Source organism: Oceanobacillus massiliensis str. N'diop (genome assembly GCF_000285495.1).
Lineage (GTDB): Bacteria > Bacillota > Bacilli > Bacillales > Amphibacillaceae > Oceanobacillus > Oceanobacillus massiliensis.
The window spans coordinates 771,961-796,331 of sequence record NZ_HE610977.1; the positions used below are offsets into that span (position 1 = coordinate 771,961).

Consider the following 24,371-nt stretch of genomic DNA (forward strand, 5'->3'; position numbering starts at 1 on the left):
GTCTTGATGCTGGTGAGAGGAATTGAACCCCCGACCCCTTCATTACGAGTGAAGTGCACTACCGACTGTGCTACACCAGCAAATAGAAGCGTCTATTAAGAATAATACTCCCATTCTATTTTTTGTTCAAGCAGTTAGTTTTTATCCAAGCTGAGAATGATCTGCATTCCTTCTTTTTATCATTGTAATAAAATCTGCTTCATGAGTGGAAAATTCCATTTGTTTGATAAAGCCAAGCTTTTCATAAAGATGAATCGCCCTTGTGTTGAAGGTTGCTACGGTTAGTCGGACGTCATGGGACTTATGATTCTCTTCTGCAAAGCGAAGGATAGTGGAGAAGAATTCAAACCCTTTCCCCTTGCCGGTCAGTTCTGGTTTCATCCCAAGTCCGATATCGACACAGTCCTCCTTATAAACGCCATAAGGATCTCCAGCAGGCACCTGGGCCGATCTCCCCGTACAGAAAAAGCCGACTAACTCATTATATGTATCAAATACCGCATAGTACTTATTGCTCAATAGTTCCATTATTGCATCCGAAGTCAGTATATTATTATAGAAGTCATACGGTTCCTCATATTTCCAGCACAACGCCTCTACCGCATGGTGCTGATTCATCTTTCCAATTCTTAAAGACATAGCCACTCCTCGTTTCTTATTCCCTTCGTCTATTATACTATTTAATCTATTCTACAAAAAGCAAAATTTTCCTTCTATATATATATAGGCATTAGAAAGAATCTGTCTACACGAAAGAAAGATTACCATATTGATGAATCGTTTGAATTCAATTTGGTAGAATGAACATATATATTTGGAAAATAAGGTGTAATGCTGATATAAACGTACCCAGCAATCAAACACCTATTTTAACCCTTCCTGGAATTTGCCTACTGCCATTCCATCAATAAAATTCACAGATATAAATTCATTGCCTTCGTTATCTCGTCTCCAGTCAGCTTCAACAATAGTTGATCCGTTTTCTTGGTACTCTGCCCTGTTGTTTGGGGGATTACCCATTAATTCTACAATCTCCTCATAGTTTGTACCACCTTCACCAGTTTCATCATCCCCAAGGCTGATTTCCTCCAAGTTTTCAATAGAAACGTTTTCATTAAATACATCATCAGGCAGTTTAGACACTATGAGCAAAAAAAATTATAAACCTGTTCCTTGAATTCCAGTAACATTGAGAATACAGAAATGTCCCCCATCTTACAATATTCGTTAAAGAAGCATGCCAATTGCTGATATCATAAAAATCATATGAAGTGGGACTTTTTCAAATTACGAATCGTCTAATTTATATAAATAAGAAAAGGGGAGAAAAATTGGAAAAGAATATAAGAGAAGAGAATATTCTAGAAATACCAAAGGAAGAAATAATAAATTTCATTATTAACTCGTATGGTGAAGAACTAAAGAGAATCATTTTCACATATGTCAAAAATCACTCGCAAACGGACGATATCTTCCAGGAGGTCTTAATTAAAACATATAAAGGATTGGATAAATTCAGAGGAGATTCGTCTTTAAAAACTTGGCTTTATCGGATTTCGATTAATAAATGTAAAGATTATCTACGCTCCCCTATACACCGACTGATTCCACATAACTTAAAAGCAATCAGAGAAGAAAAGACTTTGGAGCAGTCTAGAATAGAAGAAGAACAACAAAATATAGTTGCTGAGGCTATCTTGTCGCTGCCAATTAAGTACCGAGAAGTAATCGTGCTAAGATATTACAAGGATCTTAGCATTAAGGAAATTAGTCAAGCTCTTAATACCAATGAATCGACGATTAAAACAAGAATTCAAAGGGGCAAAAAAAATCTAAAGAAAAATCTAGGAGGCTATGAAATTGAATAAGCAAAATAGCAGTCTAATATATAGGATTGATAACTATATCGGAAACGACCCTTTGTTAACTCAAAGAGACAAGGAGAGATTTGAAAATTGGTTACTGCAGCCAAGCAAAAAGAAAAAAATAAACACTTAGTTCCTAGATTGATAACCATTGTACTAATAATGGGGTTTGCTTCGGTAATGTATTTGCTTTTTATTTCTCAGAATCAAGATCTAGAGCAGACAACCGCAGATTATCCAACAGAGGTAAGGGAAAAAATAGCAGAATTGCCGGAAGAAATACAGGAGAAAATAAACGTACCGACAGAATTCCCAACCGAACCAGAAAATGTTCAGTTTTCATACAACACAGAACCCTACAATGACCCAAAAGGAAAAATTACAGATGCTACATTTACTTATTTTGGGGATGAAGAAGCTGCTTGGCAAGCACATTTGAGAATAGTACTGAGTAACGTTACTGTTGTTAATGAAAAGATAGATGACACGTTAGTATTAGATAACGGAAGTACAGCCAAAATATCAGATAGTGAAGACTTCAAAGAAATATCTTGGTATGATGATAAAAATATTTATTATAATTTAATATTTGCAGATATCGAAAAAAATATTCTGTTGATGATGTGTTAAAAATCGCAAACTCTATATCAAATTGAATAAATCGAGATAATATATGTACGATATTATAAGGAGAATTCATGTCAAGAAAATCCCAAAATTATTAAGAGGAATTTCAGACAGGTCTTATATAGGAAACCTTGAAAAATTATAATTGGTGATAAAGAAACTTATAAAAGGTCAAAAAACAAGCCATCACAAAGGAGGCTTGTTTTTCGTCTTGGTTCAGTTCAATCTGACTGATAAGGATTATAAAAAAATCAATGAAGCTAAATATATACATACTTAGTCTAATAAGAAAGAAAGCTAAAGAAGGTGAATGCCATTATTGAGTTGGTTAAAAAGGCACAAAAGGGAAATTCCGATGCTTTTTTAGAGTTATTTCAACACTATGAGCAGGAATTATATCGGATTGCATTTGTATACGTGAAAAATAAAGACAATGCGCTAGATGTCATGCAGGAAGTGGCCTATAAATCTTTTAAAAATATATCTGCCTTACAAAATCCAGAATACTTTAAGACCTGGATAACCAGAATTACGATTAACTGCTCTAAGGATTTCTTAAAAGCAAATGGAAAAGTAACACATATAGCACCTGAACATGTTGACAACATTACTTCCAAAGACAAAGACTTTCTGTTATCTGTTACCTTAGAAGAACTGATGAATTGTCTTAACGAAAATGAAAGAACGGTAATCATGTTGCGATTTTATTCAGGCCATACATTTAAGGAAATATCGGAATTACTCGATACTCCAATGGGAACTTTGAAATCATGGTTTTATCGTTCAATGGAAAAACTGCGAAGAAATGTTAAGAGGAGAGATTTTTATGAATAATAATATCAAAGAGCAGTTTGAAAAAATAGATATTCCATTAGAATTACATGATCGAATTAAAAACGGGGTTAAGCAGGCAGAGCATGAAAATAACACTAGTCGGACAACTTATTCCCCAAAAAAAATAGGAAAGAATAAAAAGAAACTTATATATATAATAGGAGCTGCGGCCATCTTTTTAAGTGTTATGATTGGTTCTGTGTATAGTTCTCCAGCACTCGCAGCGGTTATTTCTGAAGTACCCATATTATCGAATATGTTTAACGTTAAACCAATTTCCGAAAGAATTTATAGTGAATTAGAGAAAAAAGATTATGAAACAGATTACCTCCAAAATATCGACATTTCTTATTTCCCTGATAAAGTAATCGTTTTAAATATCGGAGGACCAGAAGGATATTTCGACCAATTTCAATTTGGAATCGCTCATACTGTCGAAAGATTTTTGAAAGAAGAAGGATACGATGAATTTACTTTTCAAATTGTAAAACAGGAGGAGACAAGCGAATATAAATATTCTGCTTCTCAAAAAAGAGAGATAGAGAAAATGGAGAAAGCGATAAATGAAGTTCTTGATAAAAATGATATATCACCAAGCTTCATCGCGGTTACCCCTAATGAGAAAACAGCTCATATTCAAGCAAATACTTCCCTGGATGATGAAGACGCCTTAATAAAAGAGTCTGATAATATTAAAAACCTTTTAAACCAAGAACTAAGTGATACCAACTATGAGTTTCATGTTTTAGCTGAAGGTAACAATATTAGTTATGGAGATGGAATCATTATGAAAAAGGTTGTTGGTACAAATATTGCAACTGTGATCCCTATCCTGAGTCAGGAATTAATGGGAAAAGAAGAATATAAAGTAAATGGCATTGCCCATAAAGGTAAAGATCCGGTAAGCATTATCATAAGAACATCTCTAACTAATTCGGATAAAGATCATGCGAAATATTTAGAAGATACGGTTTCAGAACTTCTTAAGTCCGAGGAATTATCAACGATGATTGAAGACTTGTCGTATGATATTATAATTCTAAGCAAAGATGAAAAGAAGTTAAATTAAGAAATAGAAGAATTAAGTATGAGTTACATTTAGAAGCATTGTAACTGAACTGTCTAAGTAAGAGTGCTTACGGCTCTTACTTCGCAGGTCGGTTTATACTACCATCCCTTATGTAAAAAATAATAAGAGATACCAATTATCTCGCAACCTCTCTATATATTTTTCAGGTTCAACTCATCAAGTCAAGAAAGTCTGAAGTAGATTAAGAAAACATCAATTAGTCCTAAATCTTATTAATCGGCGGTAAGATCGTTTGTTAGTTCTAAGCCTTCGGAGCTTTCTTTCCAGCTTATAGTTGCTTTTATATTTGCAGATTCATCGATAAATGTACAATCACTGCAAGATCTTTCATGACCGCATATTTCTACCACACCTTTATTATTTAGTGAAGTATTGTACAACGCTAAGCATATTTCCCTGACGCCACCCGAGAATAGACTCTTAAAATCGAGAATTAATTTTCCTGTAAGTCTTTCACTTTTCTATAAAATGTTGTCTTTTTATCCTCTGTCGTAGTCAAGGATTCTCATTATGAGAATCAAAAAGCATTAGATATGCAAAAAACTCAGGTGTTTCTTGATTAACATGAGATGTGTCGATTCCACGTTCGATAATCATATCCACTTTTAGTTCTTCGCAATTGGAGGTTATTGCATCTAACTGGGATTCAATAATGACAAGTATTCTTTCATTATCAGATGTAATCCCCATATGATTGTAGTAATGATCACTTTTTTCATTTCTTACTACTTCATACGAAATGAAATTTAAGTTATCCAAGTTAGATTTTATAGGGTCGTTTTTGTGTGCATTAATATAGTTATTAATTGTAATTTTCAAGAAAATAACTTCGGATTCTGATAATTCTGTTTCAGCAATAACTAATTTTTTTTGAAATCCGGAGATAACGTCATTAACTGATTGTAACGGTCGAATCTTATGGGAATATTGCTGCTTTAAATATGCTTTGTACTCATCATGATCCACGTAATCACCTCAATAAAAAAAGAAATGAGAGATGCTCAAGAGAACATCTCGATATTAGTACTCTATAGCATATAATCGCATAGAGTACTTTAATTATACCAACAGTTACTTCTAATTCTGTACCTTAGTTTCTTTAATCAATAAGTATAAAGTTTTATTGAATTGGCCATTGTCCAATAATATTCGCGGCACTCAAACAACCGGAGCTTGTTACATATACCATTAGACCAGAATCTGAGACTCTTACTTTTGTTTGGTTTGTTGGTATAGTTGCAGTGCCAATGTAGGTAGCGTGAATATTAGATGCTATGCCAAAATTATAAGTTTTTGCTGGAAATGATTTATATACCGTACGATTAAGTAATGAACTTTTCATATCCATTTTACTAAACTTTATAACACATTGAATCTAATAATATTAAGCAGGAAGATAATAGTAAACTTCGATACGTTCCTTGTCCCGGTGGCGGAAAGCATACTATGATAGAACATGGAAGAGGTCAGTTATCACAAAAAGGACAGGAAATAGTAGCGAGTGGATTTGCGCATCAATGCAGTAAGTGTAAAATGGATATTGTCAGTGATGACGATCCAGAACAACATGGTTTGTTGGGTAATTACGGAATAGAATATGTAGGTTGGACACTTTTAACATCTTATACAATGACAAATCCTGATTCTGTAGGTTATAATACATCCACATCGCCAACAATTGCTCCGTGGGATAGTTATGTATGGTATTAATCGATATTATTAGCTTTTTTATTTAAAAATTTAATGTGACTCATTAAAAATATCTTGTAGCACTTTGTCAATACGAATATCTATATCCTCTATTTTATGTTTTTCATTTAGATTGGCTCCACCGTCGACCATTTCAATTTTTGATGATTTACTACCATCTTTTTTGTACTCTAATTCTACAGTAAAATCATAAATGATTTCTTTAGATTCTGTTTTTTCATATTCGATACTTTTTACATTTAGTTGGTAATTAGACCTCATCGGATCTATCATTATTGATGCACTGTAATTATTTACAAATTCTAAATAGGACGTTTCATCAGCAAAATAATCTTCAAAATGGTCTCGATCGTATTGCCTGATGTCTTCCGTAATATCATCACTTTCAAATACTTTCTTCAATTCTTCACTCGGACCATTGAGAGCGTTCTGTAATACCGCTTCAATTGTCCCGATATTTTTATCTTCAGTCGTGGCAACATCACTAGACGTTGATTCCGAGTCAAAAGGCAATCCACTCAGCCCAAGAGGAACCAAGATAGCTATACACGCAATCGCAGCTAGATAGGGAAGAACTTTTGAATTTAATCTACTCTTCTTACGTTCAGACTTAACCTGTGTCCACATTTCTTCCTTTAATCCCTTTGGCACTTTTATTGAATTCATTTGTTTTGTTACGTGTTCCTTTACTGTTTCTTCTTTTTTATTATTTTCCAACATTATTTTCACCCCCTAATTGATATTGCTCAAGCAATTTTTGCTTTGCGCGGAATATTCTTGATTTAACGGTCCCTAATTTAATGGATAGATGGTGTGCAATTTCTTTCTCCGTTAGATCTTCCAAATATTTTAGAACCAATACTTGTTTTTGTTCAGGTGAAATATTATCTAAATAATGATCTAACTCATCTTTATTAAAGTTAAATCCGTCTGAGACGGAAACATGTTTTACTTCATTAAACTCGTATGCTAAATGCATTTTATTTTTATTATAAATATCAATGGCAGTACGTGTAGCTATGGTAGTTATCCAAGCACTAATTTTAGAGGGCTGTTTGATTTCCCCAAGATTTTTAAATACTTTTATAAAAGTTTCATGTGCAGCGTCTTTTGCTAGTTCCTCGTTTTTTAAGATATAATATGCTGTTTTATATACCTTATCAAAATAGTCTTCATATATTTCCTTTTCTTTTGACTGACGGATTACGAGCACCTCCCTTTATATACCTATAGACTGAAGAATAACTTAAAAAGTTCCTTATTTTACTAAAATTAAACTTACAATGTCAGCACTGAAGGATTAACAGTTAAATGAATTTTCAGAAATCTAAAGGAAGGAGTATTGAAGTACAGCCAGGAAACCGGCACTGCCTTATGCCGATTTCCTGACAATGCACAATTGAAGAAACAGAAAGGATTGTGAAAAAAATCGAAAAAGAAAAGAATCTTTATTAAACCCCGTTGCACACTATCTTTGTTATCCCCTTGAAAAGCAATGCTTATAAGCATTAAAAATTACTTCATATAATTTGCAACTAATTCATAGCATCTTTCTTTAGTAAGACTTGCTTGCGTAGCTATATATTCCAATAATTCCGTCGAGCCGCCCTCATATTTGAGTGATGCTTCTTTGGCAGCTTCATCTCTGTGTTCTACCCAGTTTCGCTGTTCTTCTCTTAAATTATCCATCTGTTCTGCATCAAGCTGTTCTTTCAATACACCATAGATTTCGTTCAATGCCTCATCCCAATTTTTATATCTTTCCTCCTCTTGTTCTACCATACCGGATGTCGTTGTCTCAGCTTCTGCATTTCTATCCGATTCTTCCATTTCATTAAGAATTTTGAGATATTCTTCCTTTTTACTTTCGGTCGTTTCACTTTCACTATTACCGGACTCGGCCGATTCCCCATCACTTGAATTTGATGATTTACTATCAGATGAATCTTGGTCATTTTGTTCGTCCATATCAGTACCATCAGATGAATCTTCTGTTGTATCAGTTTGTGTTGAGTCTTCACCTGTATTTTCACTCGAGCTGTTATTTTGTGATTGCTTATTAGCGTTAGTCTCATCAGATGGGTTATTGCATGCAGCTAAAAAAACTAATATTGCCGCCAGGATTAAGGTGAAGATTTTTCTCTTGTTATTCATAATATAAGCCCCTTCTATAAAATTATATTAATATTTTACAACCTGATTAAATGAAAATCACGTATGGAAATTTTACAAAATAACAAACTCCAAAAGCCTATTTTACTATTCTGCCCAGGTAATTATAACGACCTAGTATGGATCACCTATCAAAATATCGGATTATTATGTACTAGATTAAATCATGAAGAATGAAGTTTAGTTAGTATTTCACTTCATGATAAATTACCCTTTTTTATGTCCTGATAGGTTTGCATAATAAACTTTTTGTAAGGATTATCAGGATAATTTTTAGTTGCATTTGTTGCGATTTCAGAATGCTTTAAGGCTTTTTCTGCATCTCCTTGTATTTGATAAATACGCGCTTTGTATGCCTCTAGCTCTGATCGCATACAGACATCAATAGGATGATTAGCAAGCGGCAGATTGGTGTTTATCAATTGAAAATAAGACAGCGCCCTTTCATATTCTTCCAACATAAAATAAGCAATTCCAACCATTAGGTTCATATAAGTATTGTAGATCTTTTCTGTTATTTTACCATCATACTTTAATTCATATTTATAAGATTCATACAAGCCTAGTATCCGTAGCGGATCGTTGTTTATTAAATACTCATAGCTCATTTTCGAAAAGTATAAAGAAAACTTATATTCTTTTTTATTCGTGAGTTTTACAAGCAGATCAAGTTTTTTTATATATGCTTTATAAGTATCGAAATCATTTTCAAAAATTGAAATTAAATTCCTCATCTTATAAGTTTCACTTGTAGTAGAGAAATCGCCAGTTTGGGAAGCAAGGTTAGCTGATTCATCTAAGTATTGTTTGGCAAATTCCAGATTGCCATTAGCCGCATAAAGACTGCCTAGTAAATATAAAATCCTAATATTAAATGATTGATTATCGACTAAGTATGTTTCGTTATCTGTATTCTTTTTTATGTCAATAAGCATCTCTAAAGATTGCCTATAATTGTTGTTTGCAAACTGAAACATTGCCATATCTACCCTAGTTTCTAACACCTGGCTCATCATTCCATAAGACATATAAATATCCTCAGCCTTTTTTATGTAATACTGGGATAATTCCTGGTCTTTTTTAATCACCTGCAAATATGCATATATTTTAAAGATTTTTGCACCATATACAGATTTAGATATTTGATCAAGATTCAGTTCAATCAATTCAGATAACTCTGGATTGTTAAACCCATCAGTACTTACAATATCATCAATTCTTTCCCATAATTGCTCCGTTAAATTATTATTTTCATCCGAAACAAGTTCACTTACATTAATCCCTAAGCTTTCGGCTATATAACTTAAAGTCTCCATAGAGGGTGTTGATTTATTATTTTCAATCAGACTTAACATACTAACAGAAATTCTATTCCCAGCTATATCCGCTAATGTTCTTTTCTTTTGTTTACGTAGTTGCTTTATTCTTTCACCTAAATTATCCATTTATCTGTCTCACCTAAAATTTTATTTGTTAGATTTATCATACATTACAAACAATACAAAATAAAGTAATTTTAATTAAATTAAAAAAACATTGAAAAAATAATAATTGAATGTTATGATTTTTTAATTAAATTCAAATTATAGGTGGGTCGATTTATGGTGGAAAAATTTAGCGGAAAGCCAAAAGAACAATATCATCTGTTTGTGTATCTATTTAGTAAATTTATTTCTACTTTAGGTAACAGTATTTATAATTTCGGAATCAGTTTTTATATTCTATCTTCAACAGGATCTTCGCTACTTTTCTCATTTAACTTAGCTGCTAGTGCTTTGCCGATTATTTTCTTTTCTTTAATTTCCGGTCATATAGTGGATAAATATGATTGAAAGAAAATTGTAATTGGATTTCAATTAGTGAATATTGTTACAGTGTCTAGCTTGTTCTTTACTATTTACTTTTTCGGAATAAACATAATAGCAATTTACATTAGCACAGCAGTTCTATCCCTTACAAGTTCATTCATTAGGACGGCCTTCACAAGTTCTATATCGAACTTATTCAGTCAAGAAAACATCCAAATTGTTTTAGGATTTAACCAATCCACATTATCTTTGGCGGGAATATTAGGACCAGTAATTGGTGGTGTAATCTATGGCTTCTTCGGTCAAGAAATATTATTACTTTGCTTTATTGTTGGGTACAGTGTATCTACTATATTAGACTCTACTATGAACTTTAAACTCTATACAAAAAAAGGGGAAATTGAGAATAAAAACAAAAGAATTTCTATGAAAGAAAGTATTACTTCAGGTCTTAAATATAGCTTTGGAAATAAGGTAATTGCTTCACTTATATCCATTGCGGTTTTTGCTAATTTCTTTGGAAGTGCTTTAATAGTAGGACTGAGCAAAGTTTTAATAGATCATTTTCAAATGGAGGCTCATTATGTTGGTAGTATGGAAAGTTCCATAGCCATCGGAACACTTATAGGTGGAATATTAATTGGCATTAGAAAGAATTTCCAGAACCCATTAAAAGCTTCCAAAAGAGGTCTGATAATCATAGGGATAATCATTTTAGGAATGTCATCTCCTTTTCTATTGGGTATGAATACTTTACAGGTATTATTGACCTATGGTTTGTTACTCCTAATTTTCGGGATAGTTAGTCAATTCGCAAATACTCCTATGCTTGTTTTTTTACAAAACAATGTAGACGTAAATTACAGAGGAAGAGTTTTTTCATTAATCGAAATGAATGCCATGCTGCTTACGCCTATCTCCTATATAATTTTCGGTTTACTATTTGATATGGAATTATACAAATGGATATTCATAAGTTCGGGAATTCTAACAATAATGGCGGTTTTTTGTATTCTAAGACCTTCAGTGATAAACATGAATTCACTTGAGGAAAAGAACGAAGGCCATACCGATGGAAAATCGATTAATCTTACTAGTTTTGGAACAGCTGACGAGAAGGACATGGATGTTAAAACCAAAATTGAGTGTTTGGAGGAAAAAATAACTGCATTACATAAAGAAATCCAAAACATGAAAAACAGAGCTTAAACTTTTGTGGCTTCCACTAACGACAACTTGGGCGCTTAAAAGAAAAGTCACACTAATGTCAGCGCCCTTCTTTTGAATAAGGTCGGCTCTTTGCAAAGGGTGTACCCAATTTAACAATTGTTCAAATGATCTTTACCAGCGATTATTAGTTCAGGGAAGCCCTCTTGTATTCTATTTCTCTAGTTTCTTTTTAATCTGGTTTAAATGATGAATATCATGTTCCAAAAACAGTTCAGCGAATTTTTCCGCTGAAAATAGGTTAGGTTCATTTTCGATTTGAAATTGTATCCCGTTATCTAGCTCTTTTAACTCTTTCACTAATTGTTTGCGTTTTTTTACGAAATCATCGATTATCTCACTAACCTTTTCATATTTCGTTAGATAGGCTACCGCTTCCTCATTATGTAAATCGTGATTTGGAAATGGAGGCAATACTGCTCCATCAGCCATCAATGGGATCATTTTATCTAAATTAAATTTATCCCAGTAAAACAAGTGCCCCACTATCTCTCTAATTGCCCACTTTCCTTCTGAAATAGGCTCTGTAAGAACTTTTACACTACAGCTTTTTAACCCTAAGAATTCTTCCGTAATATTTTCTAACTGATTGATCGAATTCATTTTCAAACCTCCTATCCGTAATGAACACAAAAACAAAACATACGTTCCTAACAAAAGTAGCATAACCAATCGGATTTTTCAACTCTTCAGTGTATTGTTATCCCTTTATTATCGGATTTCATTAACTTATTTGACTGCTTTCCAAATTGTCCATCTGTCTTTCTCTATTATAGCTTTGTCTATGGAAACGGACTCATTTATATGATTGATTAATAATTTCAATTCGTAATCGTCTAAATCATGCAAAATACTTCTTCCTGTTCTTCCACTCAGATCTTTTAATAATTGCTCTTTATTTTCGTGCACCTTTCGCGTTTCCCAAAACTTCACTTCCTGGACTTCATTAAAGCCAGCTTCTTTCAGCGTCCGAACTACGGTTTGACTATCATACCTTCGAGAAATTTCCTTTGCAATTAACTTGGGAAAGAGTTCAGTAAAGTACCCTCTAATATGGCTGTCGTTTCCTTCCAATATGCAATCTTCAGGAGTACGGTCCTGAATAATATAAATTCCTCCATTTCTCAAGACTCTGTAACCTTCACTAAAACAGGCCTTTAAATCCTTAATATGATGAATCAACGCTCTTTCAAGTAATAAATCATAATAATTACTTTCTAAACCAGTTTCAAGAGCATTTCCATGTTTAAAGATAATATTTTTATATTCTTTACAATTGTCTCTTGCACTTTTAAGCATTGCTTCCGAAAAATCGATTCCTGTAACTGACTCTGCACCCATATCGGATAGGGCCTTGGAATAAATTCCTCCGCCGCAGCCTATATCTGCAGCATTTGAAATATTTTCGACAGCCACTAATTGCTTCAATTCTTCCCTCCATGTTTGATCAGCAATACGAGTTGAATATGTTGTTTGATTTTTCTTATCATGAAAATCGATACCCAATTTGCATCCCTCATCCCAGGCTTTTGGTAAGTAAATAACTTCCTTCTCTCATCTTACCTGACATGTTATATAACTTAAAATACCATTACATTATATAAAGTGATTAATCTAGCTTATAAGGTTATTTAGAAGATAATCATTTACCCTTCTTTACTAAAAAGATTATCTACAGTCGTATCCAGACTTCTTGCCATTTCAAAAGCAAAAGATATTTTTTAATGGCCTCCCTTCAATTTGAGAAGACAAAAATAGCCTTACCATCTGACATGGTAAGGCTATCGCTGTATTCCCTCTAAATATAGGTTGGAATCGTCCGTTCCACAGTACCTGCGAATTGCTTAAGAAATGCATCTCAAAATGAGACTACCAAATCAACCGGCAACTTCCTGTTTTACCTATTGGCGTACTTTTTTTGCTTTCTTTTATTCAAAAACTTCCTGACGATTGGATAAATAATAGGTGCATATTTAATGAGTCTTCTTATTAAACGTCCCATACATTTCTCCTCCATTACAATCGATTCTGCTTGCTTATTTTATATTTCCTTTAACAGGAGATTTTTAAACACCTTGCCATTATTTATTTAGCGGCAAAGAGTCTATTTGCCTCTTATCATTTCAACTAATCTCCACATGGTGGAAATGATCTCTGTAAATTCATATTCATAAACCGGCTCACTCGGTGTTTTGGATAAAGAAATTAAAGCACCTTCCAGTAAAAGCACCCTTGGTTTTTCCCGGTTAATCTCCTCTTCAAGAAACGCAATAAGTTCCGTTCTTTCCGCATCTAATTTTCTATGTTTTTTATTTTTATGAAGCAATTGATTCAATTGAATAGTTGCCTGTTCTTTCATATCCTCAATCGTTTCACTCTTATCATCTGTATAAGCAAAGAAGGAGTCCGTGGTAACCGGTAAGTAAATAAACAAGCCCGTCAATGAATTCTAGAGAAGTTTCATTGTGGGCTTGTTTCAAAAACTTTAATTAAATGGAATTACAGGGGAGCGGACTACCGCTCTCCTTTTTCATGCGGCAGTCAATCTAATTCTATCCCAATCCCCTGCCAATCAAATTCGCTGATATTGGTTTCCTGCCCAGCTCTCTCGACCAAACGGACAATTGACCAATATGATGGATCTCGTGAGCGATAATGTGTCTCATGATTTCGCCCCAGGTGTGTTTTTCACTATCCCCATTTGCCAGAACACTATGAACTATATTGTTTTCCATATCCTCTTTCCAATTATGAACGAAATCTTCAACCTGTCCATGAAATCTGCCATCGAGTTCCTTTATCTTTTCTAAGGTGTTATACGAAGCAAAGTTTTCCTGGAAATCAGGCTTCCCTTCCATGAGCTGAATCCAGCTCCATTCCACATCCACAATATGAAAGAGCGTATGGAGGATTCCACCAACTCCGCCAGTGCGTCTGAGTAGAAGGTCATCTTCCTCAACCTCTTTACACCATTCATACCATTCTCTTCTAACTATCCAGTTGTATTCGAATAACTTTTGCATAAGTATAGACGCCTCCATATGTTTTTTATTACTTACTTCATTCTGCATAAAAGATGAAATTCCTTTATAATTAATTACGAAATAAAATTTAAATTTTCACTATACTATATAATTTCGTTCAAAACTGTTAGGAAGGATGTTTTCATGGAATTAATTGGGGCTTTATTATTCTTATTATCTGTCATGCTGATTATAGGTGTACTCACTACGAAGTTTTCATCCAGATTAGGACTGCCTGCTCTAATCCTTTTCCTTCTTGGTGGCATGATTCTAAACCAATTCATTTATTTTGATAATGTACAGATGACCCAATTCATAGGGACACTGGCATTGATTATTATTTTATTTGATGGTGGTACACAAACAAAATGGGGGAGAATCCGCCCAATACTTGGTCCAGCAAGTTCCTTGGCAACAGTTGGTGTTCTCATCACTTCTTTCGCAACAGGCATTGCGGCAATGTATATTCTCGATTTCTCCTTACTGGAAGGACTTCTTTTAGGGGCGATTGTCGGATCGACTGATGCAGCGGCAGTTTTCTCCGTATTAGGCAACAAAAACTTTAATAAACGGCTCACTTCTACTTTGGAGGCCGAGTCAGGTTCCAATGATCCGATGGCTGTATTTCTTACTGTTATACTCATTGAAATGATTCAGATTCCAGAAACATCTATCTGGATTGCATTCGGCGGATTTTTCCTGCAGATGGGACTGGGCCTTATTCTCGGAATGGCTTTAGGCAAAATTACTGTTTTCGTAATCAATAAAATCAATCTGGACATTTCTGGTCTATATCCCGTACTGGCAATGGGGGCTGCCGTGTTCACATATGCTGTGACCGATTCGCTGGGAGGAAGCGGCCTGCTCGCTGTTTATGTTATGGCAGTATTTGTCGGTAACAGTGACCTCACCCACCGCTTTTCCATACTGCGGTTTAATGAAGGTTTTGCATGGATGATGCAGATTGTCATGTTCACCCTGCTTGGACTGCTCGTTTTCCCTAAGCAGCTGACAGATGTATTATGGGAAGGCATCTTAATTGCCATTATTTTAATGTTCATCGCCCGCCCAATAGCTGTTTTTATCAGTATGGTATTTATGAAATTCGATTTAAAGCAAAAATTATTTATTTCCTGGGCCGGCTTAAAAGGGGCCGTTCCGATTGTTTTAGCTACCTATCCGATCATTGCCGGATTGGAAAACAGCAATCTTATATTCAACACCGTTTTCTTCGTTGTTTTGATATCTGCGTTAATCCAAGGAAGCACATTATCCTGGCTTGCTGAAAAATTACGTTTAACGGGAGCAGAAGAAGACGGTAACGCAAGCATTGAGCTAATCAATCTGGGAAATACGGACTCCGAAATCATGAAAATTTCCATACCTAAAAATTCCCCTGCAGTCGGGATAACATTAATTGACTTAAAATTACCGGATGACACATTGATTATCGGAATCAACCGAAACAAAAAACTAATGACACCAACCGGCACATCCATTCTTGCAAAGGGCGATACGGTATTTGTCCTAAGCGATAAAGAAAACAGGAAAGCAGCAAAACTGGCATTATTGGGAAGTAATGAGGAGACGGAAATGTATACGTGAAAATCGAATCTGCCAATAACAAAGAATCCCGCATACTACTTACAACGTATTGCGGGGTTTTCCTGTCCGTATTGATTTTTCTAGAGGACTATTTTTAAGGAATCCAGGACGATCTATCGAAAAAATCAATCCATCTAAAACCATTGGTTACAAATGAATTTTTGTTATCGATCGAATGCATCACACGTAGCTCCGGTATAACACTTTCTATCCCACATTCATATGGATTAAAATCTTTACCAAAAAGACTCCTGGTCACTTGACAGCTTAATCACAAATGGATAGATACCAATCATCAATATCGATAATACTATAATGATACTTATCAAAATCCCTAAAGAGACATCCATAAATGCTAACATAAGAAGCGATAAGGCAGGAGCAAAGGATATCCAATTCGTCCGTCTTCTCGATTCGGCTGTTATATATTGGTCTTGACCACAATAAGGACATTCCGTCCCATCAAGTTTAAAATTAGCTTTAAGTGCTTGTTTCCATGTCCATTTCTGATTACATTTCTGACAGTTCGGCATTATTAAACGCTTCCTTTTCTGTTGGTGTCATTCTTCTGCTAATAGAAATACGCTGTTCAGGTAACAATTGCTCAGACATCTTTCTATTTTAATTTCTTTCCCATAATCACATAGGAGGAACCCGGTGCATTTTCCAAAAATCCAGCCGCTACTTCCTTCCATCCAAGCTTATCATATAATGACCGAGCAGCATGATTATCTTCCTGAGTCGTAAGGATTGCATGTCGATGCTTGGCCCCTTCGAGTAATTCAGCTGTCAGTCTTTCTCCGATTCCTCTGCCCCTTGCTTCTGGATGGACTCCCAATTCTACAAATTCAAAGCAATCATCCAGCCAGAACTCCAAACTCTCTAGCACTAAATGCTCGCGCAGCAGGCGATTATAATACTGGCCTTCCATTGATTGATAACCATAGGAAAATCCAATCAGCTTACCATTTTCATCCTGTGCAGCCAGGCCCCTGTATCCCTCATAGATTGCATGCTTTCTCAATCTCTCCGTGGATTCTGCTTTGTTCCAAATTTCTTTGTAGAGTTCTATTGCCTGATCAAGCTTCTCATTATTATCGAGCATAGTAATCTGGACCCTATTATTGTCCACTGTGGAATCCCCCTCTGACTGACACATTTATACCTTATGAGAAACAACGATTTTCCTCTTCTTTTTAAAGAATTGAGGCTAACACGCTTAAATTACTGATACATAACCCCTCATTCTTATAACTTTTCCATCCATTTCATCTGCCGTCTTTTCCATACCTTTCTTCTGGTAAAAGCCGCATGCTCGCTTGTTCGCAGGAGCCACTCTCAGATAATATTCACTAACTCCATATTGTCGAAAAAACTGCATTGCATATCGGTGCAGTTCATCTCCTAAACCACTTCCCCGTTTTTCTGGGATGAGGTAAAATAAATGAACATAACCAATTTCCTTTCCATCAAATATTTTAATGGAAAGCTCGAGTTGCCCGACTGGTTTATTTTTATCCCAAAGCATAACAAATCCTTCTGGAAAATCGGCTATCTTCCTCTGAAGCCACACAATATAGTCTTCATCTCTTCCGAATGCTTCATCGCTGCCAAAACTTTCAATAAATGAATCTCTTCGGAAATGAATAACCGTCTCTTGATCTTTTGCGGAATCAATTGTTTTATAACACAGCATAACTGCTCACCCTTTTCCTCCGCGCCCGGATAGTATTTGGCTGAACTCGGACAGTATTCGGCGTCTATGTATTCTTCAGATTCTTCCAGCCATAGACACATTCCTTTAATTCGACACCAGCAATCGTTACTTTGATTGTATCTATCTTTCTAGCACCTAATGCTTCATAGAAGTATTTAGCTGGATTGTCATTCAATACAAGCACTATCATAGAATCGATCCCTGATTCTTTAAGGTCATGTATAACTGGCTCTATCAATAATTTGCCAATGCCAATTCCTTGAAATGGTTCTAGAATATAAATCGCGTAAAGCTCACCGTCATACTGTTCATAGTTTAGCGTCTTCTTTTTACCACCTGTTGCAAAACCAACAATATCCCCATTGTCGTTTTCTGCTACATACACTGTCTCCTCATGCAGATTGCTTTTCCATAATTCGGTTCGCTCCTGGTAAGATAATTTTTCCAGATATGCATCAGGCACGATCCCTTTATATGTAGTTCTCCAGCTGTCGACGTGTACGATAGCTATTTCCTGTGCATCACTGTTAACCGCTTTTCGTATTTTCATAGACACGTATTAAGCATCTGCCAAGCATTATTTGGATATTCATCCTCGTCATGAAATCCGAAGGCATATGTCGCAATCCTACTACCAGATTTTCGATTGAAATTATAGCTTCCCATTAGTTGTCTTTAACCACCTTTAAGTTAATCATCCATCATTTACGGAGTCCTTCTTTTACTTTCAAGGACATTCTTAATGTCTTTAACGAGTGCCCATCAAATTGATCATCAAATTCGGACACAGCCTCAAAACCCTTCGCACGATAGAAGTTAGCTCCTATTGTATTGTTTTTCTCGACATTCAATAGAATTTCCTTAACTTCCAGCTGCTCAATTCCTGCCCGGAGAAATGCCGTTCCAATCCCTTTTCCCTGATAGGTCGGATATACATAAATGGCACCAAGTTCAACCGATCCATCAACAGAAACGGGAGAGTAGTTAGCAAAGCCAACAACCTTTCCTTCAACTTCTGCCACATAGATCGTTGAACCTTTCAATCGCCTTTTCATATTCTCGTAGCTATAGGCAGCCTCGAGGAATCTGTCCTGCACCTCGATGGGGATTATCCCTTCATAGGTTGCATGCCAGCTTTCCTTTGCAACATCCTGGACCTGTGAGATATCTCTTTTTTTCATTTTGCGAATTAAATTATCCATTTTATCACCCTCCAATATTGATTTCGGAATCAAATATTTCCAATATTATAACATTAATTAAGGGGTTGATATGTATAAATTTGTAATTTCTAATATATAAGGCAATCTCTATCCTGCATCTCCACTACACAGGAACTCTCCCTTCTCAATATACTGCTTTATACAAGAAGGGGGGAATTATTTTAATGGAAAAAAATAACGAGCTAATTATGTTAGGAATTGTTATTCTTCTTGCCATTCCTTTCATGTTTTTCCTCATGAAATTCAATCCGCCTGCAGATCTTGTGGATAATGAGGACAATGATTCCAGCACCAATGGAGTCATTTGGGGCGTCGATTCTGCCAGCTATACCGACGATACTCTATACGCTTGCGTTCAGGATAATTTTGGACAGCCTAAAGTATGGGGCAGATATCTAGGAAATAAAGAAGGGGTATCTGCAGGAATGGATACTGATGAGATTCGTTTCCTGCATGACAATGATATTCAAATCCTCGTAATCTACAACCATATGAATGATGTTACTGGATTCGAGAATGGAGAAGACCATGCAGAACAGGCAATTACCTTAGCAGAGGACTTGAATATCCCTGATGGGGTTGCCATCTTTGCAGATATTGAACCCGATTACCCTGTCGATTCCGAATTTATGAAAGGCTGGTATGAAACACTATCCGCATCAGTGTACGCGCCTGCAATCTATGGTGTGTTCAATGAAGACAGCGAACTCTATGAAGCTTATAACACGTTAGATGAAACAATGCAGGAAGATATGATTATCTGGACTGCATACCCGCAAGAAGAGATTACCACAGAAGAAAATGCTCCCGATTATAATCCACAAGGACCAGAAAACTCCATGCTATATGGCTGGCAATATGCCATAGATGCAGAGACCTGCAATATCGACACAAACCTTTTCAGCGAAGAAATGGCAGACTATTTATGGTAGAGCTAAATCAGGGGCGCTAACAACACCCCTGATTTTTAATATTGGAACTTAACCATCACTTCGGCACTAACTATCATTTCCCCAGGTTCAATAGGTGTGGATAACCCTTCAGCTGCAACAGAAAAGGTCCTGATTGGCTGTGGCTGCTCTTTCTCTATAATGCTAACTGGTATCCTATCGAGATCTAACTGCATGGCATTCGCAATTGCCTCTGCTTTTCCAATCGCATTACTAAGAGCCAATGACAAGGCCTCCTGATAATGAACCTTTCCATCTTCCACGGAAAAACGGATATTCGATACTCGATTAACCCCATTCTGTACAGCAGTATCAATAATCCTTCCAGCCTGTGCAATCGGGGAAATCTTTACAGTTATCTCATTTCTTACTTCATAACCTCTAAAAACCTGAACTCCATCCACAAAGTCATAGCGCGGATTAATGGCAAAATTTGTGGTCTGAATATCATCCCTTGGAACCTCTAGATTTATAAGTGCCTGGATAACCTGATCCATAATCCTCGCATTTTCACCCTGCGCCACAGTCACTGACTCCCCCTCCGTTAGCACCTCCAGTTGAATAATAGCAATATCTGGCTGCACAGGCACCCTGCCATTCCCCTTCACTGTCAGCATACGCGCCGGCGGAGAAGGGACTAGCGCCTGGTGCCTGGACTGCCAATACGGAGGATAGTATCCATAATACATCAACATACCACCTTTCAATTCTCTGCTTATAAAAATATATGCGAATTTAGAAAGAATGATAATGGATAGTGTGGAGTGTGGAGTGTTGTGTGTCGGTCGGTCTTGTGCAGCGGGGATGGCAGACTGGCTGTAGCGGCTATGAGGCGATGGGCATTGGAGGCTGATTGCGGCTGGGGTGAAGCAGTGGGGCTGATTGCGACGGGGGTGGCTGTTGTGCCGAAGACTGTTTTTGTCCATTGGCTATTGGGTGGCGCGTCAGACTGCACTCTGACTCTGACAAGTGACTCCTAGTCCGTGAGACTTTTCAAATGCAGCGTTCGGTCGAGTCAGCGGGCGGGGCGGTGTTGGGCGGGAATTCCGCGGGTTGGGCGCTTATTCCGCGGTTCGGGCGGTTATTCCGCGGGTTGGGCATTTATTCCGCGCTCCTCTGGCTTTTTCCGCGGTTCTGGCGCTTATTCCGCGCTCCTCACGCTTTTTCCGCGATTCTGACATTTATTCCGCGATTCTGGCACTTATTCCGCGGGTCTCTCGGTTATTCCGCGGTTCTCTCGCTTTTTCCGCGATTCCGACGTTTATTCCGCGGTTCTCTCGCTTTTTCCGCGATTCTGGCACTTATTCCGCGGGTCTCTCGGTTTTTCCGCGGGTCTCTCGCTTTTTCCGCGATTCGGGCTTTTATTCCGCGATTCTCACGCTTTTTCCGCGATTCTGGCGCTTTTTCCGCGGTCCGGGCATTTATTCCGCGGTTTGGACGTCTCCACCGATACAGTTTGGCTTGTCCATTTGATTCACTTCCGAATCCATCCATATCTCTCATGACCAATAATCAGGATCCTGCATACGTCTTTCTTCTACGGCATCATCCAAGTCTGCTGCGGTTATTGTAAATACAGTATAGTCTTTTTCCGATGCCTTGGCGGTGTCGTATAGGAAACGATTGCTGCCGGGAAATTCGTCATCCATGAGCAGGAGACAGGCATCGCTCTTGTCGATAAACCAAAGATTCTTTGCTTTAAATTGGTAGGGGCCTTTGTAGTCCCCCTGATAGAGCGGCTGATAGAAATCTGCCAGCATAATCATTTCCTGATATTTTTCCTTCAAGTTATCCGGCCAGCGGCTATCCTGATTTTCGAATGGGGGAAATATCCCTAACTTAATATCATAGCTTTCCTGAAGGTCCAGCACGATTTCTGCAGTCCACAATTCTACTCCCATTTGCCCGGAAATCAAGACCCATTCCAGCCCTTCTTCGATGAAGCCGATTAACCTTTTCTCTATGGCAGATTTGATAAACATGATACGATCATCGTTTTCCTTAAAAATTCCTAATTCCATTGGTTTGTAACCAGAGACAGTTAAGATTTTCATATTGAATGGCACCTCACAATAAAGAAAAGCCGGCAATTTTGTATGCCAGCCTTTGTCTTTAGTTAACACCATTTATTCGGTTTTTTCCAATGATTTGTTCCTCCGGGTGACATAGCTCCGGCTACCTGGTTTTCTTTACCGAAACCTGGTGACATTGCTCCACCCACCTGGCCTCCCTGACCGAAACCTGGTGACATTGCTCCGCCCACCTGGCCTCCCTGACCGAAACCTGGCGACATTGCTCCGCCCACCTGGCCTCCCTGACCGAAACCTGGCGACATTGCTCCTGCCACTTGACCTCCTGGACCGAATCCTGGTGACATTGCTCCGCCCACCTGGCCTCCTGGAACTTCGAAAGATCCACCATACTGATTAACACTGTTCATTGTATTCTGAACAGATGTTGAATGAGGGAATACATGATTATTTTTCACTGTATGATGATGCATAACCGTAGTATGGGAAGGATGCACATGGGTTACTTGACTTTCTGAGAACTGATTAACACAATTGTGTTTTGTCGGATGTACAATCGTGTTATTACAAGAATTACAGCCGCAATGACGTCCATGACGATTTCTCATTGATAATCCCCTTTCTGTTTTTGTTTCACTAATAACCTATGTCAGTTATTACAGAAATGCATGAGACAGGGACCTATTTATAGGAATATTTCAATGTAAATGCTTTTAATAGTGGGCAAGCAATCCTTTATTGATTGCAATCCGTTCACAGTAGATAAATATGCCAAGGCCTATAGCAAAATAGAACACTGCATTAAATCCCAGTATCAGGAAATCACCGATACCGAATTGACTTATGGATAAACCGTCAATCATTACCTCCCGCATAAGGCTGATGCCTTTTACAAACGGCAGATAGGCAAGTGCCGGCGATAAGGAGAGCGGGATAAATGTTAGTGCCATCAAAATAAATTGCAGGATTTGCAGAAATGCCTGGACCTGTTTAAAGATAATCGAAAGCCCTGCAATCATGAAACCGACACCGAACATACTAATCAACGTAAGGACAAGAATCGGCACAATCGATACGACATCGATATTCAGCCATTGTCCTGCAGTTGCCATGGATAAATATAGAAGTGCTATCACAATTATAAAGTTAATGACTGTTGTTGAGATTAATCTCGCTGTCATAATTCGCCAGATTCCCATCGGTGACATGGAGAGCTGCTCCAGGGTTCCCCGCATCGCTTCATTAATCACTTCATACCCAATACTGTTAATCACCGTTATGGTTAAAAACCAGAAAATATAATTAACAATGACATACTGAATATTCGCATCCTGTGTACTCGGATCCCCGACAAAATGGATAGTACCGAACAATCCGAGGAAGATAATATAAAAGGTAAGCAGCATTGCAATCGTATTGGGCAGATACCGCTTCAATTCAAGATATTCCTTTCTTGTATTTGCTTTAAGAAGATTTAGCCATCGCATCTTGGTCTTCCCCCTTTACAATTTTCATAAATATTTGCTCAAAGTTGATGGTCTTACGATCAATTGCTTCAACCGGCGTATTTTCCATTTTCAATATATCGAACAAATCATAGATTTCTTCGCTTTTAGCCAAATCGATATCAAGTGTGCATTGATGGCCATCCTGTTTGAATTCATAATCAGGAAATTTTTGCAAAAGTAGCTTCTCCTGCTGTCTGCTCAGCGATTCTCCAAGTGTCACGCTGTATGCACGTACATCGAATAATTTGATTAGGTTTTCCACTTTGTCATCCGTAACGATTCTCCCCTGGTTAATAATCACTGTCCGCTCACAAATGTCCTGTATAACATCCATGTCATGTGAGCTAATAATGATGGTTCGATTGTAATCCCGGACAAGCGCCTTTAAGATTTCTCTCACCTCGTATCCCGTCTCGACATCAAGTCCCAATGTCGGTTCATCAAGTAAGATAACCTCGCTGTCTGCAAGCATCGCTACAGCAATTGCCAGCTTTTGCTGCATTCCGCGCGACAAACGATTGACAAGTTCATTTTCCTTATCCTTTAGCTTAAACATTGTTAAAAATTCTTCTACCTTTTCCGAAATATCTTTGCGCGAGATGCCTCGGTTGCCTGCAAAATATTCAAGATTTTCTTTGACCGTCAAACGCCAATATAAGTTTCGATTTCCTTCAAGCACTGCACTGATATGCCGTAATGCCTTAAGTCTTTTTTCTTTATTATTTATTCCATTAATCATAATCGAACCGGAATCAGGGCGAAGCAATCCACAGATCATCTTTATTGTGGTTGTTTTGCCTGCCCCATTTGGTCCAAGCAATCCCAGTATCTCCCCACGGTTTACTTTAAACGAAACTTCACTTACTGCATGTACGTATTCTTTCGACCTCCTCTTCCGATATGATTTCTTAAGATTCTGAACATCAATAATATATTCCATCCAATACACCCTTTCATTGTCTATCTATAAGTAAATTCTACA

Annotated in this window: 30 protein-coding genes and 1 tRNA gene; 9 read left to right on the forward strand and 22 right to left on the reverse strand. The window is 37.0% G+C overall.

Annotated features, from left to right (window positions below):
* Positions 1 to 7 precede the first annotated feature (7 nt).
* The 3 genes from OMHG_RS09295 to OMHG_RS09305 form a co-directional block, all read right to left on the reverse strand.
* A tRNA-Thr gene (locus OMHG_RS09295) sits at positions 8 to 80 on the reverse strand.
* A 61-nt stretch (positions 81 to 141) separates the two neighbouring features.
* Positions 142 to 639: a GNAT family N-acetyltransferase gene (locus tag OMHG_RS09300; protein WP_010650331.1), complete on the reverse strand. Its 498-nt coding sequence runs from the start codon at positions 637 to 639 to the stop codon at positions 142 to 144.
* A 225-nt stretch (positions 640 to 864) separates the two neighbouring features.
* The gene (locus OMHG_RS09305) at positions 865 to 1,143 is read right to left on the reverse strand and encodes a hypothetical protein (RefSeq protein WP_147629038.1); all 279 of its coding nucleotides are present in this window, start codon (positions 1,141 to 1,143) and stop codon (positions 865 to 867) included.
* Positions 1,144 to 1,331: 188 nt separating this feature from the next.
* Here OMHG_RS09305 and OMHG_RS09310 point away from each other — a divergent pair, with 188 nt between their 5' ends.
* From OMHG_RS09310 to OMHG_RS09325, 4 genes are all read left to right on the forward strand, one after another.
* Entirely contained in the window at positions 1,332 to 1,868 is a 537-nt protein-coding gene (locus OMHG_RS09310; protein ID WP_010650335.1) for a sigma-70 family RNA polymerase sigma factor, read from the forward strand.
* An 87-nt stretch (positions 1,869 to 1,955) separates the two neighbouring features.
* A complete protein-coding gene (locus OMHG_RS09315; RefSeq protein WP_147629039.1) occupies positions 1,956 to 2,495 on the forward strand; it encodes a hypothetical protein in 540 nt (179 codons plus the stop codon).
* Positions 2,496 to 2,798: 303 nt separating this feature from the next.
* Complete coding sequence (locus tag OMHG_RS09320; protein WP_010650338.1) at positions 2,799 to 3,326, forward strand: sigma-70 family RNA polymerase sigma factor; 528 nt, start codon at positions 2,799 to 2,801, stop codon at positions 3,324 to 3,326.
* Positions 3,319 to 4,395: a DUF4179 domain-containing protein gene (locus tag OMHG_RS09325; RefSeq protein ID WP_010650339.1), complete on the forward strand. Its 1,077-nt coding sequence runs from the start codon at positions 3,319 to 3,321 to the stop codon at positions 4,393 to 4,395. Before OMHG_RS09320 ends, OMHG_RS09325 begins: the two co-directional genes overlap by 8 nt.
* 516 nt (positions 4,396 to 4,911) lie before the next feature.
* Here OMHG_RS09325 and OMHG_RS09330 read toward each other — a convergent pair.
* Positions 4,912 to 5,382 carry a hypothetical protein gene (locus OMHG_RS09330; protein ID WP_010650340.1) on the reverse strand — a complete coding sequence of 157 codons (471 nt, stop codon included), beginning with the start codon at positions 5,380 to 5,382 and terminating at the stop codon, positions 4,912 to 4,914.
* 480 nt (positions 5,383 to 5,862) lie between these two features.
* Here OMHG_RS09330 and OMHG_RS09335 point away from each other — a divergent pair, with 480 nt between their 5' ends.
* On the forward strand, positions 5,863 to 6,126 hold the full coding sequence (locus OMHG_RS09335) for a hypothetical protein (RefSeq protein ID WP_010650341.1): 264 nt from the start codon (positions 5,863 to 5,865) through the stop codon (positions 6,124 to 6,126).
* 30 nt (positions 6,127 to 6,156) lie between these two features.
* Here the strand turns inward: OMHG_RS09335 and OMHG_RS09340 are convergent, their stop codons facing one another.
* The 4 genes from OMHG_RS09340 to OMHG_RS17530 form a co-directional block, all read right to left on the reverse strand.
* Complete coding sequence (locus tag OMHG_RS09340; RefSeq protein ID WP_010650343.1) at positions 6,157 to 6,846, reverse strand: hypothetical protein; 690 nt, start codon at positions 6,844 to 6,846, stop codon at positions 6,157 to 6,159.
* Complete coding sequence (locus tag OMHG_RS09345; RefSeq protein WP_010650345.1) at positions 6,833 to 7,339, reverse strand: RNA polymerase sigma factor; 507 nt, start codon at positions 7,337 to 7,339, stop codon at positions 6,833 to 6,835. Before OMHG_RS09345 ends, OMHG_RS09340 begins: the two co-directional genes overlap by 14 nt.
* Before the next feature lie 302 nt (positions 7,340 to 7,641).
* Positions 7,642 to 8,280: a lysozyme inhibitor LprI family protein gene (locus OMHG_RS09350; RefSeq protein WP_010650346.1), complete on the reverse strand. Its 639-nt coding sequence runs from the start codon at positions 8,278 to 8,280 to the stop codon at positions 7,642 to 7,644.
* A 215-nt stretch (positions 8,281 to 8,495) separates the two neighbouring features.
* Positions 8,496 to 9,743 carry a helix-turn-helix domain-containing protein gene (locus OMHG_RS17530; protein ID WP_010650348.1) on the reverse strand — a complete coding sequence of 416 codons (1,248 nt, stop codon included), beginning with the start codon at positions 9,741 to 9,743 and terminating at the stop codon, positions 8,496 to 8,498.
* A gap of 156 nt (positions 9,744 to 9,899) precedes the next feature.
* On the opposite strand from OMHG_RS17530, the gene OMHG_RS09360 reads away from it, so the two are divergent.
* Entirely contained in the window at positions 9,900 to 10,130 is a 231-nt protein-coding gene (locus OMHG_RS09360) for an MFS transporter (protein ID WP_044476835.1), read from the forward strand.
* Positions 10,131 to 10,142: 12 nt separating this feature from the next.
* Complete coding sequence (locus OMHG_RS09365) at positions 10,143 to 11,315, forward strand: MFS transporter (protein WP_261796328.1); 1,173 nt, start codon at positions 10,143 to 10,145, stop codon at positions 11,313 to 11,315.
* A gap of 171 nt (positions 11,316 to 11,486) precedes the next feature.
* Here OMHG_RS09365 and OMHG_RS09370 read toward each other — a convergent pair whose 3' ends face one another.
* From OMHG_RS09370 to OMHG_RS09385, 4 genes are all read right to left on the reverse strand, one after another.
* The gene (locus OMHG_RS09370; protein WP_010650351.1) at positions 11,487 to 11,936 is read right to left on the reverse strand and encodes a DinB family protein; all 450 of its coding nucleotides are present in this window, start codon (positions 11,934 to 11,936) and stop codon (positions 11,487 to 11,489) included.
* Positions 11,937 to 12,062: 126 nt separating this feature from the next.
* Positions 12,063 to 12,839, reverse strand: coding sequence for a class I SAM-dependent methyltransferase (locus OMHG_RS09375; RefSeq protein ID WP_010650353.1), 777 nt, complete (start codon positions 12,837 to 12,839; stop codon positions 12,063 to 12,065).
* 598 nt (positions 12,840 to 13,437) lie between these two features.
* Positions 13,438 to 13,767 (reverse strand): hypothetical protein, encoded by a 330-nt coding sequence (locus OMHG_RS09380; protein WP_010650356.1) that lies wholly within the window; start codon positions 13,765 to 13,767, stop codon positions 13,438 to 13,440.
* A gap of 118 nt (positions 13,768 to 13,885) precedes the next feature.
* Complete coding sequence (locus OMHG_RS09385; RefSeq protein WP_044476896.1) at positions 13,886 to 14,356, reverse strand: DinB family protein; 471 nt, start codon at positions 14,354 to 14,356, stop codon at positions 13,886 to 13,888.
* A 144-nt stretch (positions 14,357 to 14,500) separates the two neighbouring features.
* Between OMHG_RS09385 and OMHG_RS09390 the strand changes: the two genes are divergently transcribed.
* On the forward strand, positions 14,501 to 15,961 hold the full coding sequence (locus OMHG_RS09390; protein WP_010650359.1) for a potassium/proton antiporter: 1,461 nt from the start codon (positions 14,501 to 14,503) through the stop codon (positions 15,959 to 15,961).
* A 236-nt stretch (positions 15,962 to 16,197) separates the two neighbouring features.
* Here the strand turns inward: OMHG_RS09390 and OMHG_RS09395 are convergent, their stop codons facing one another.
* The 5 genes from OMHG_RS09395 to OMHG_RS09415 all read right to left on the reverse strand — a co-directional run bounded on the left by OMHG_RS09395 (position 16,198) and on the right by OMHG_RS09415 (position 18,880).
* On the reverse strand, positions 16,198 to 16,494 hold the full coding sequence (locus tag OMHG_RS09395) for a TIGR04104 family putative zinc finger protein (protein ID WP_010650361.1): 297 nt from the start codon (positions 16,492 to 16,494) through the stop codon (positions 16,198 to 16,200).
* An 83-nt stretch (positions 16,495 to 16,577) separates the two neighbouring features.
* Entirely contained in the window at positions 16,578 to 17,093 is a 516-nt protein-coding gene (locus tag OMHG_RS09400) for a GNAT family N-acetyltransferase (RefSeq protein WP_010650363.1), read from the reverse strand.
* 87 nt (positions 17,094 to 17,180) lie between these two features.
* Positions 17,181 to 17,657 carry a GNAT family N-acetyltransferase gene (locus OMHG_RS09405; protein ID WP_010650365.1) on the reverse strand — a complete coding sequence of 159 codons (477 nt, stop codon included), beginning with the start codon at positions 17,655 to 17,657 and terminating at the stop codon, positions 17,181 to 17,183.
* A gap of 64 nt (positions 17,658 to 17,721) precedes the next feature.
* Positions 17,722 to 18,228 (reverse strand): GNAT family N-acetyltransferase, encoded by a 507-nt coding sequence (locus OMHG_RS09410; RefSeq protein ID WP_044476898.1) that lies wholly within the window; start codon positions 18,226 to 18,228, stop codon positions 17,722 to 17,724.
* Between the two features lie 151 nt (positions 18,229 to 18,379).
* On the reverse strand, positions 18,380 to 18,880 hold the full coding sequence (locus OMHG_RS09415; RefSeq protein WP_010650369.1) for a GNAT family N-acetyltransferase: 501 nt from the start codon (positions 18,878 to 18,880) through the stop codon (positions 18,380 to 18,382).
* Between the two features lie 185 nt (positions 18,881 to 19,065).
* Between OMHG_RS09415 and OMHG_RS09420 the strand changes: the two genes are divergently transcribed.
* A complete protein-coding gene (locus OMHG_RS09420) occupies positions 19,066 to 19,833 on the forward strand; it encodes a glycoside hydrolase domain-containing protein (protein ID WP_010650371.1) in 768 nt (255 codons plus the stop codon).
* 35 nt (positions 19,834 to 19,868) lie between these two features.
* Here the strand turns inward: OMHG_RS09420 and OMHG_RS09425 are convergent, their stop codons facing one another.
* The 5 genes from OMHG_RS09425 to OMHG_RS09455 form a co-directional block, all read right to left on the reverse strand.
* The gene (locus tag OMHG_RS09425; protein ID WP_010650372.1) at positions 19,869 to 20,540 is read right to left on the reverse strand and encodes an SIMPL domain-containing protein; all 672 of its coding nucleotides are present in this window, start codon (positions 20,538 to 20,540) and stop codon (positions 19,869 to 19,871) included.
* An 810-nt stretch (positions 20,541 to 21,350) separates the two neighbouring features.
* Positions 21,351 to 21,905 carry an SLOG family protein gene (locus OMHG_RS09440; RefSeq protein ID WP_044476899.1) on the reverse strand — a complete coding sequence of 185 codons (555 nt, stop codon included), beginning with the start codon at positions 21,903 to 21,905 and terminating at the stop codon, positions 21,351 to 21,353.
* Positions 21,906 to 21,967: 62 nt separating this feature from the next.
* A complete protein-coding gene (locus OMHG_RS09445; protein ID WP_010650375.1) occupies positions 21,968 to 22,489 on the reverse strand; it encodes a spore coat protein in 522 nt (173 codons plus the stop codon).
* 105 nt (positions 22,490 to 22,594) lie between these two features.
* Complete coding sequence (locus OMHG_RS09450; protein ID WP_010650376.1) at positions 22,595 to 23,368, reverse strand: ABC transporter permease; 774 nt, start codon at positions 23,366 to 23,368, stop codon at positions 22,595 to 22,597.
* Positions 23,346 to 24,329, reverse strand: a complete 984-nt coding sequence (locus OMHG_RS09455) for an ABC transporter ATP-binding protein (RefSeq protein WP_010650377.1) — start codon at positions 24,327 to 24,329, stop codon at positions 23,346 to 23,348. The genes OMHG_RS09450 and OMHG_RS09455 overlap by 23 nt, the downstream gene beginning before the upstream one ends.
* Positions 24,330 to 24,371: the final 42 nt, after the last annotated feature.

Bases quoted from the DNA above. Each gene is read 5' to 3' on its own strand.
- OMHG_RS09300 (WP_010650331.1), bottom strand. From the start codon at position 639: ATGTCTTTAAGAATTGGAAAGATGAATCAGCACCATGCGGTAGAGGCG.
- OMHG_RS09325 (WP_010650339.1), top strand. From the start codon at position 3,319: ATGAATAATAATATCAAAGAGCAGTTTGAAAAAATAGATATTCCATTA.
- OMHG_RS09335 (WP_010650341.1), top strand. From the start codon at position 5,863: ATGATAGAACATGGAAGAGGTCAGTTATCACAAAAAGGACAGGAAATA.
- OMHG_RS09340 (WP_010650343.1), bottom strand. From the start codon at position 6,846: ATGTTGGAAAATAATAAAAAAGAAGAAACAGTAAAGGAACACGTAACA.
- OMHG_RS09350 (WP_010650346.1), bottom strand. From the start codon at position 8,280: ATGAATAACAAGAGAAAAATCTTCACCTTAATCCTGGCGGCAATATTA.
- OMHG_RS17530 (WP_010650348.1), bottom strand. From the start codon at position 9,743: ATGGATAATTTAGGTGAAAGAATAAAGCAACTACGTAAACAAAAGAAA.
- OMHG_RS09360 (WP_044476835.1), top strand. From the start codon at position 9,900: ATGGTGGAAAAATTTAGCGGAAAGCCAAAAGAACAATATCATCTGTTT.
- OMHG_RS09370 (WP_010650351.1), bottom strand. From the start codon at position 11,936: ATGAATTCGATCAATCAGTTAGAAAATATTACGGAAGAATTCTTAGGG.
- OMHG_RS09385 (WP_044476896.1), bottom strand. From the start codon at position 14,356: ATGCAAAAGTTATTCGAATACAACTGGATAGTTAGAAGAGAATGGTAT.
- OMHG_RS09390 (WP_010650359.1), top strand. From the start codon at position 14,501: ATGGAATTAATTGGGGCTTTATTATTCTTATTATCTGTCATGCTGATT.
- OMHG_RS09395 (WP_010650361.1), bottom strand. From the start codon at position 16,494: ATGCCGAACTGTCAGAAATGTAATCAGAAATGGACATGGAAACAAGCA.
- OMHG_RS09405 (WP_010650365.1), bottom strand. From the start codon at position 17,657: ATGCTGTGTTATAAAACAATTGATTCCGCAAAAGATCAAGAGACGGTT.
- OMHG_RS09410 (WP_044476898.1), bottom strand. From the start codon at position 18,228: ATGAAAATACGAAAAGCGGTTAACAGTGATGCACAGGAAATAGCTATC.
- OMHG_RS09415 (WP_010650369.1), bottom strand. From the start codon at position 18,880: ATGGATAATTTAATTCGCAAAATGAAAAAAAGAGATATCTCACAGGTC.
- OMHG_RS09420 (WP_010650371.1), top strand. From the start codon at position 19,066: ATGGAAAAAAATAACGAGCTAATTATGTTAGGAATTGTTATTCTTCTT.
- OMHG_RS09425 (WP_010650372.1), bottom strand. From the start codon at position 20,540: ATGTATTATGGATACTATCCTCCGTATTGGCAGTCCAGGCACCAGGCG.
- OMHG_RS09440 (WP_044476899.1), bottom strand. From the start codon at position 21,905: ATGAAAATCTTAACTGTCTCTGGTTACAAACCAATGGAATTAGGAATT.
- OMHG_RS09445 (WP_010650375.1), bottom strand. From the start codon at position 22,489: ATGAGAAATCGTCATGGACGTCATTGCGGCTGTAATTCTTGTAATAAC.
- OMHG_RS09450 (WP_010650376.1), bottom strand. From the start codon at position 23,368: ATGCGATGGCTAAATCTTCTTAAAGCAAATACAAGAAAGGAATATCTT.
- OMHG_RS09455 (WP_010650377.1), bottom strand. From the start codon at position 24,329: ATGGAATATATTATTGATGTTCAGAATCTTAAGAAATCATATCGGAAG.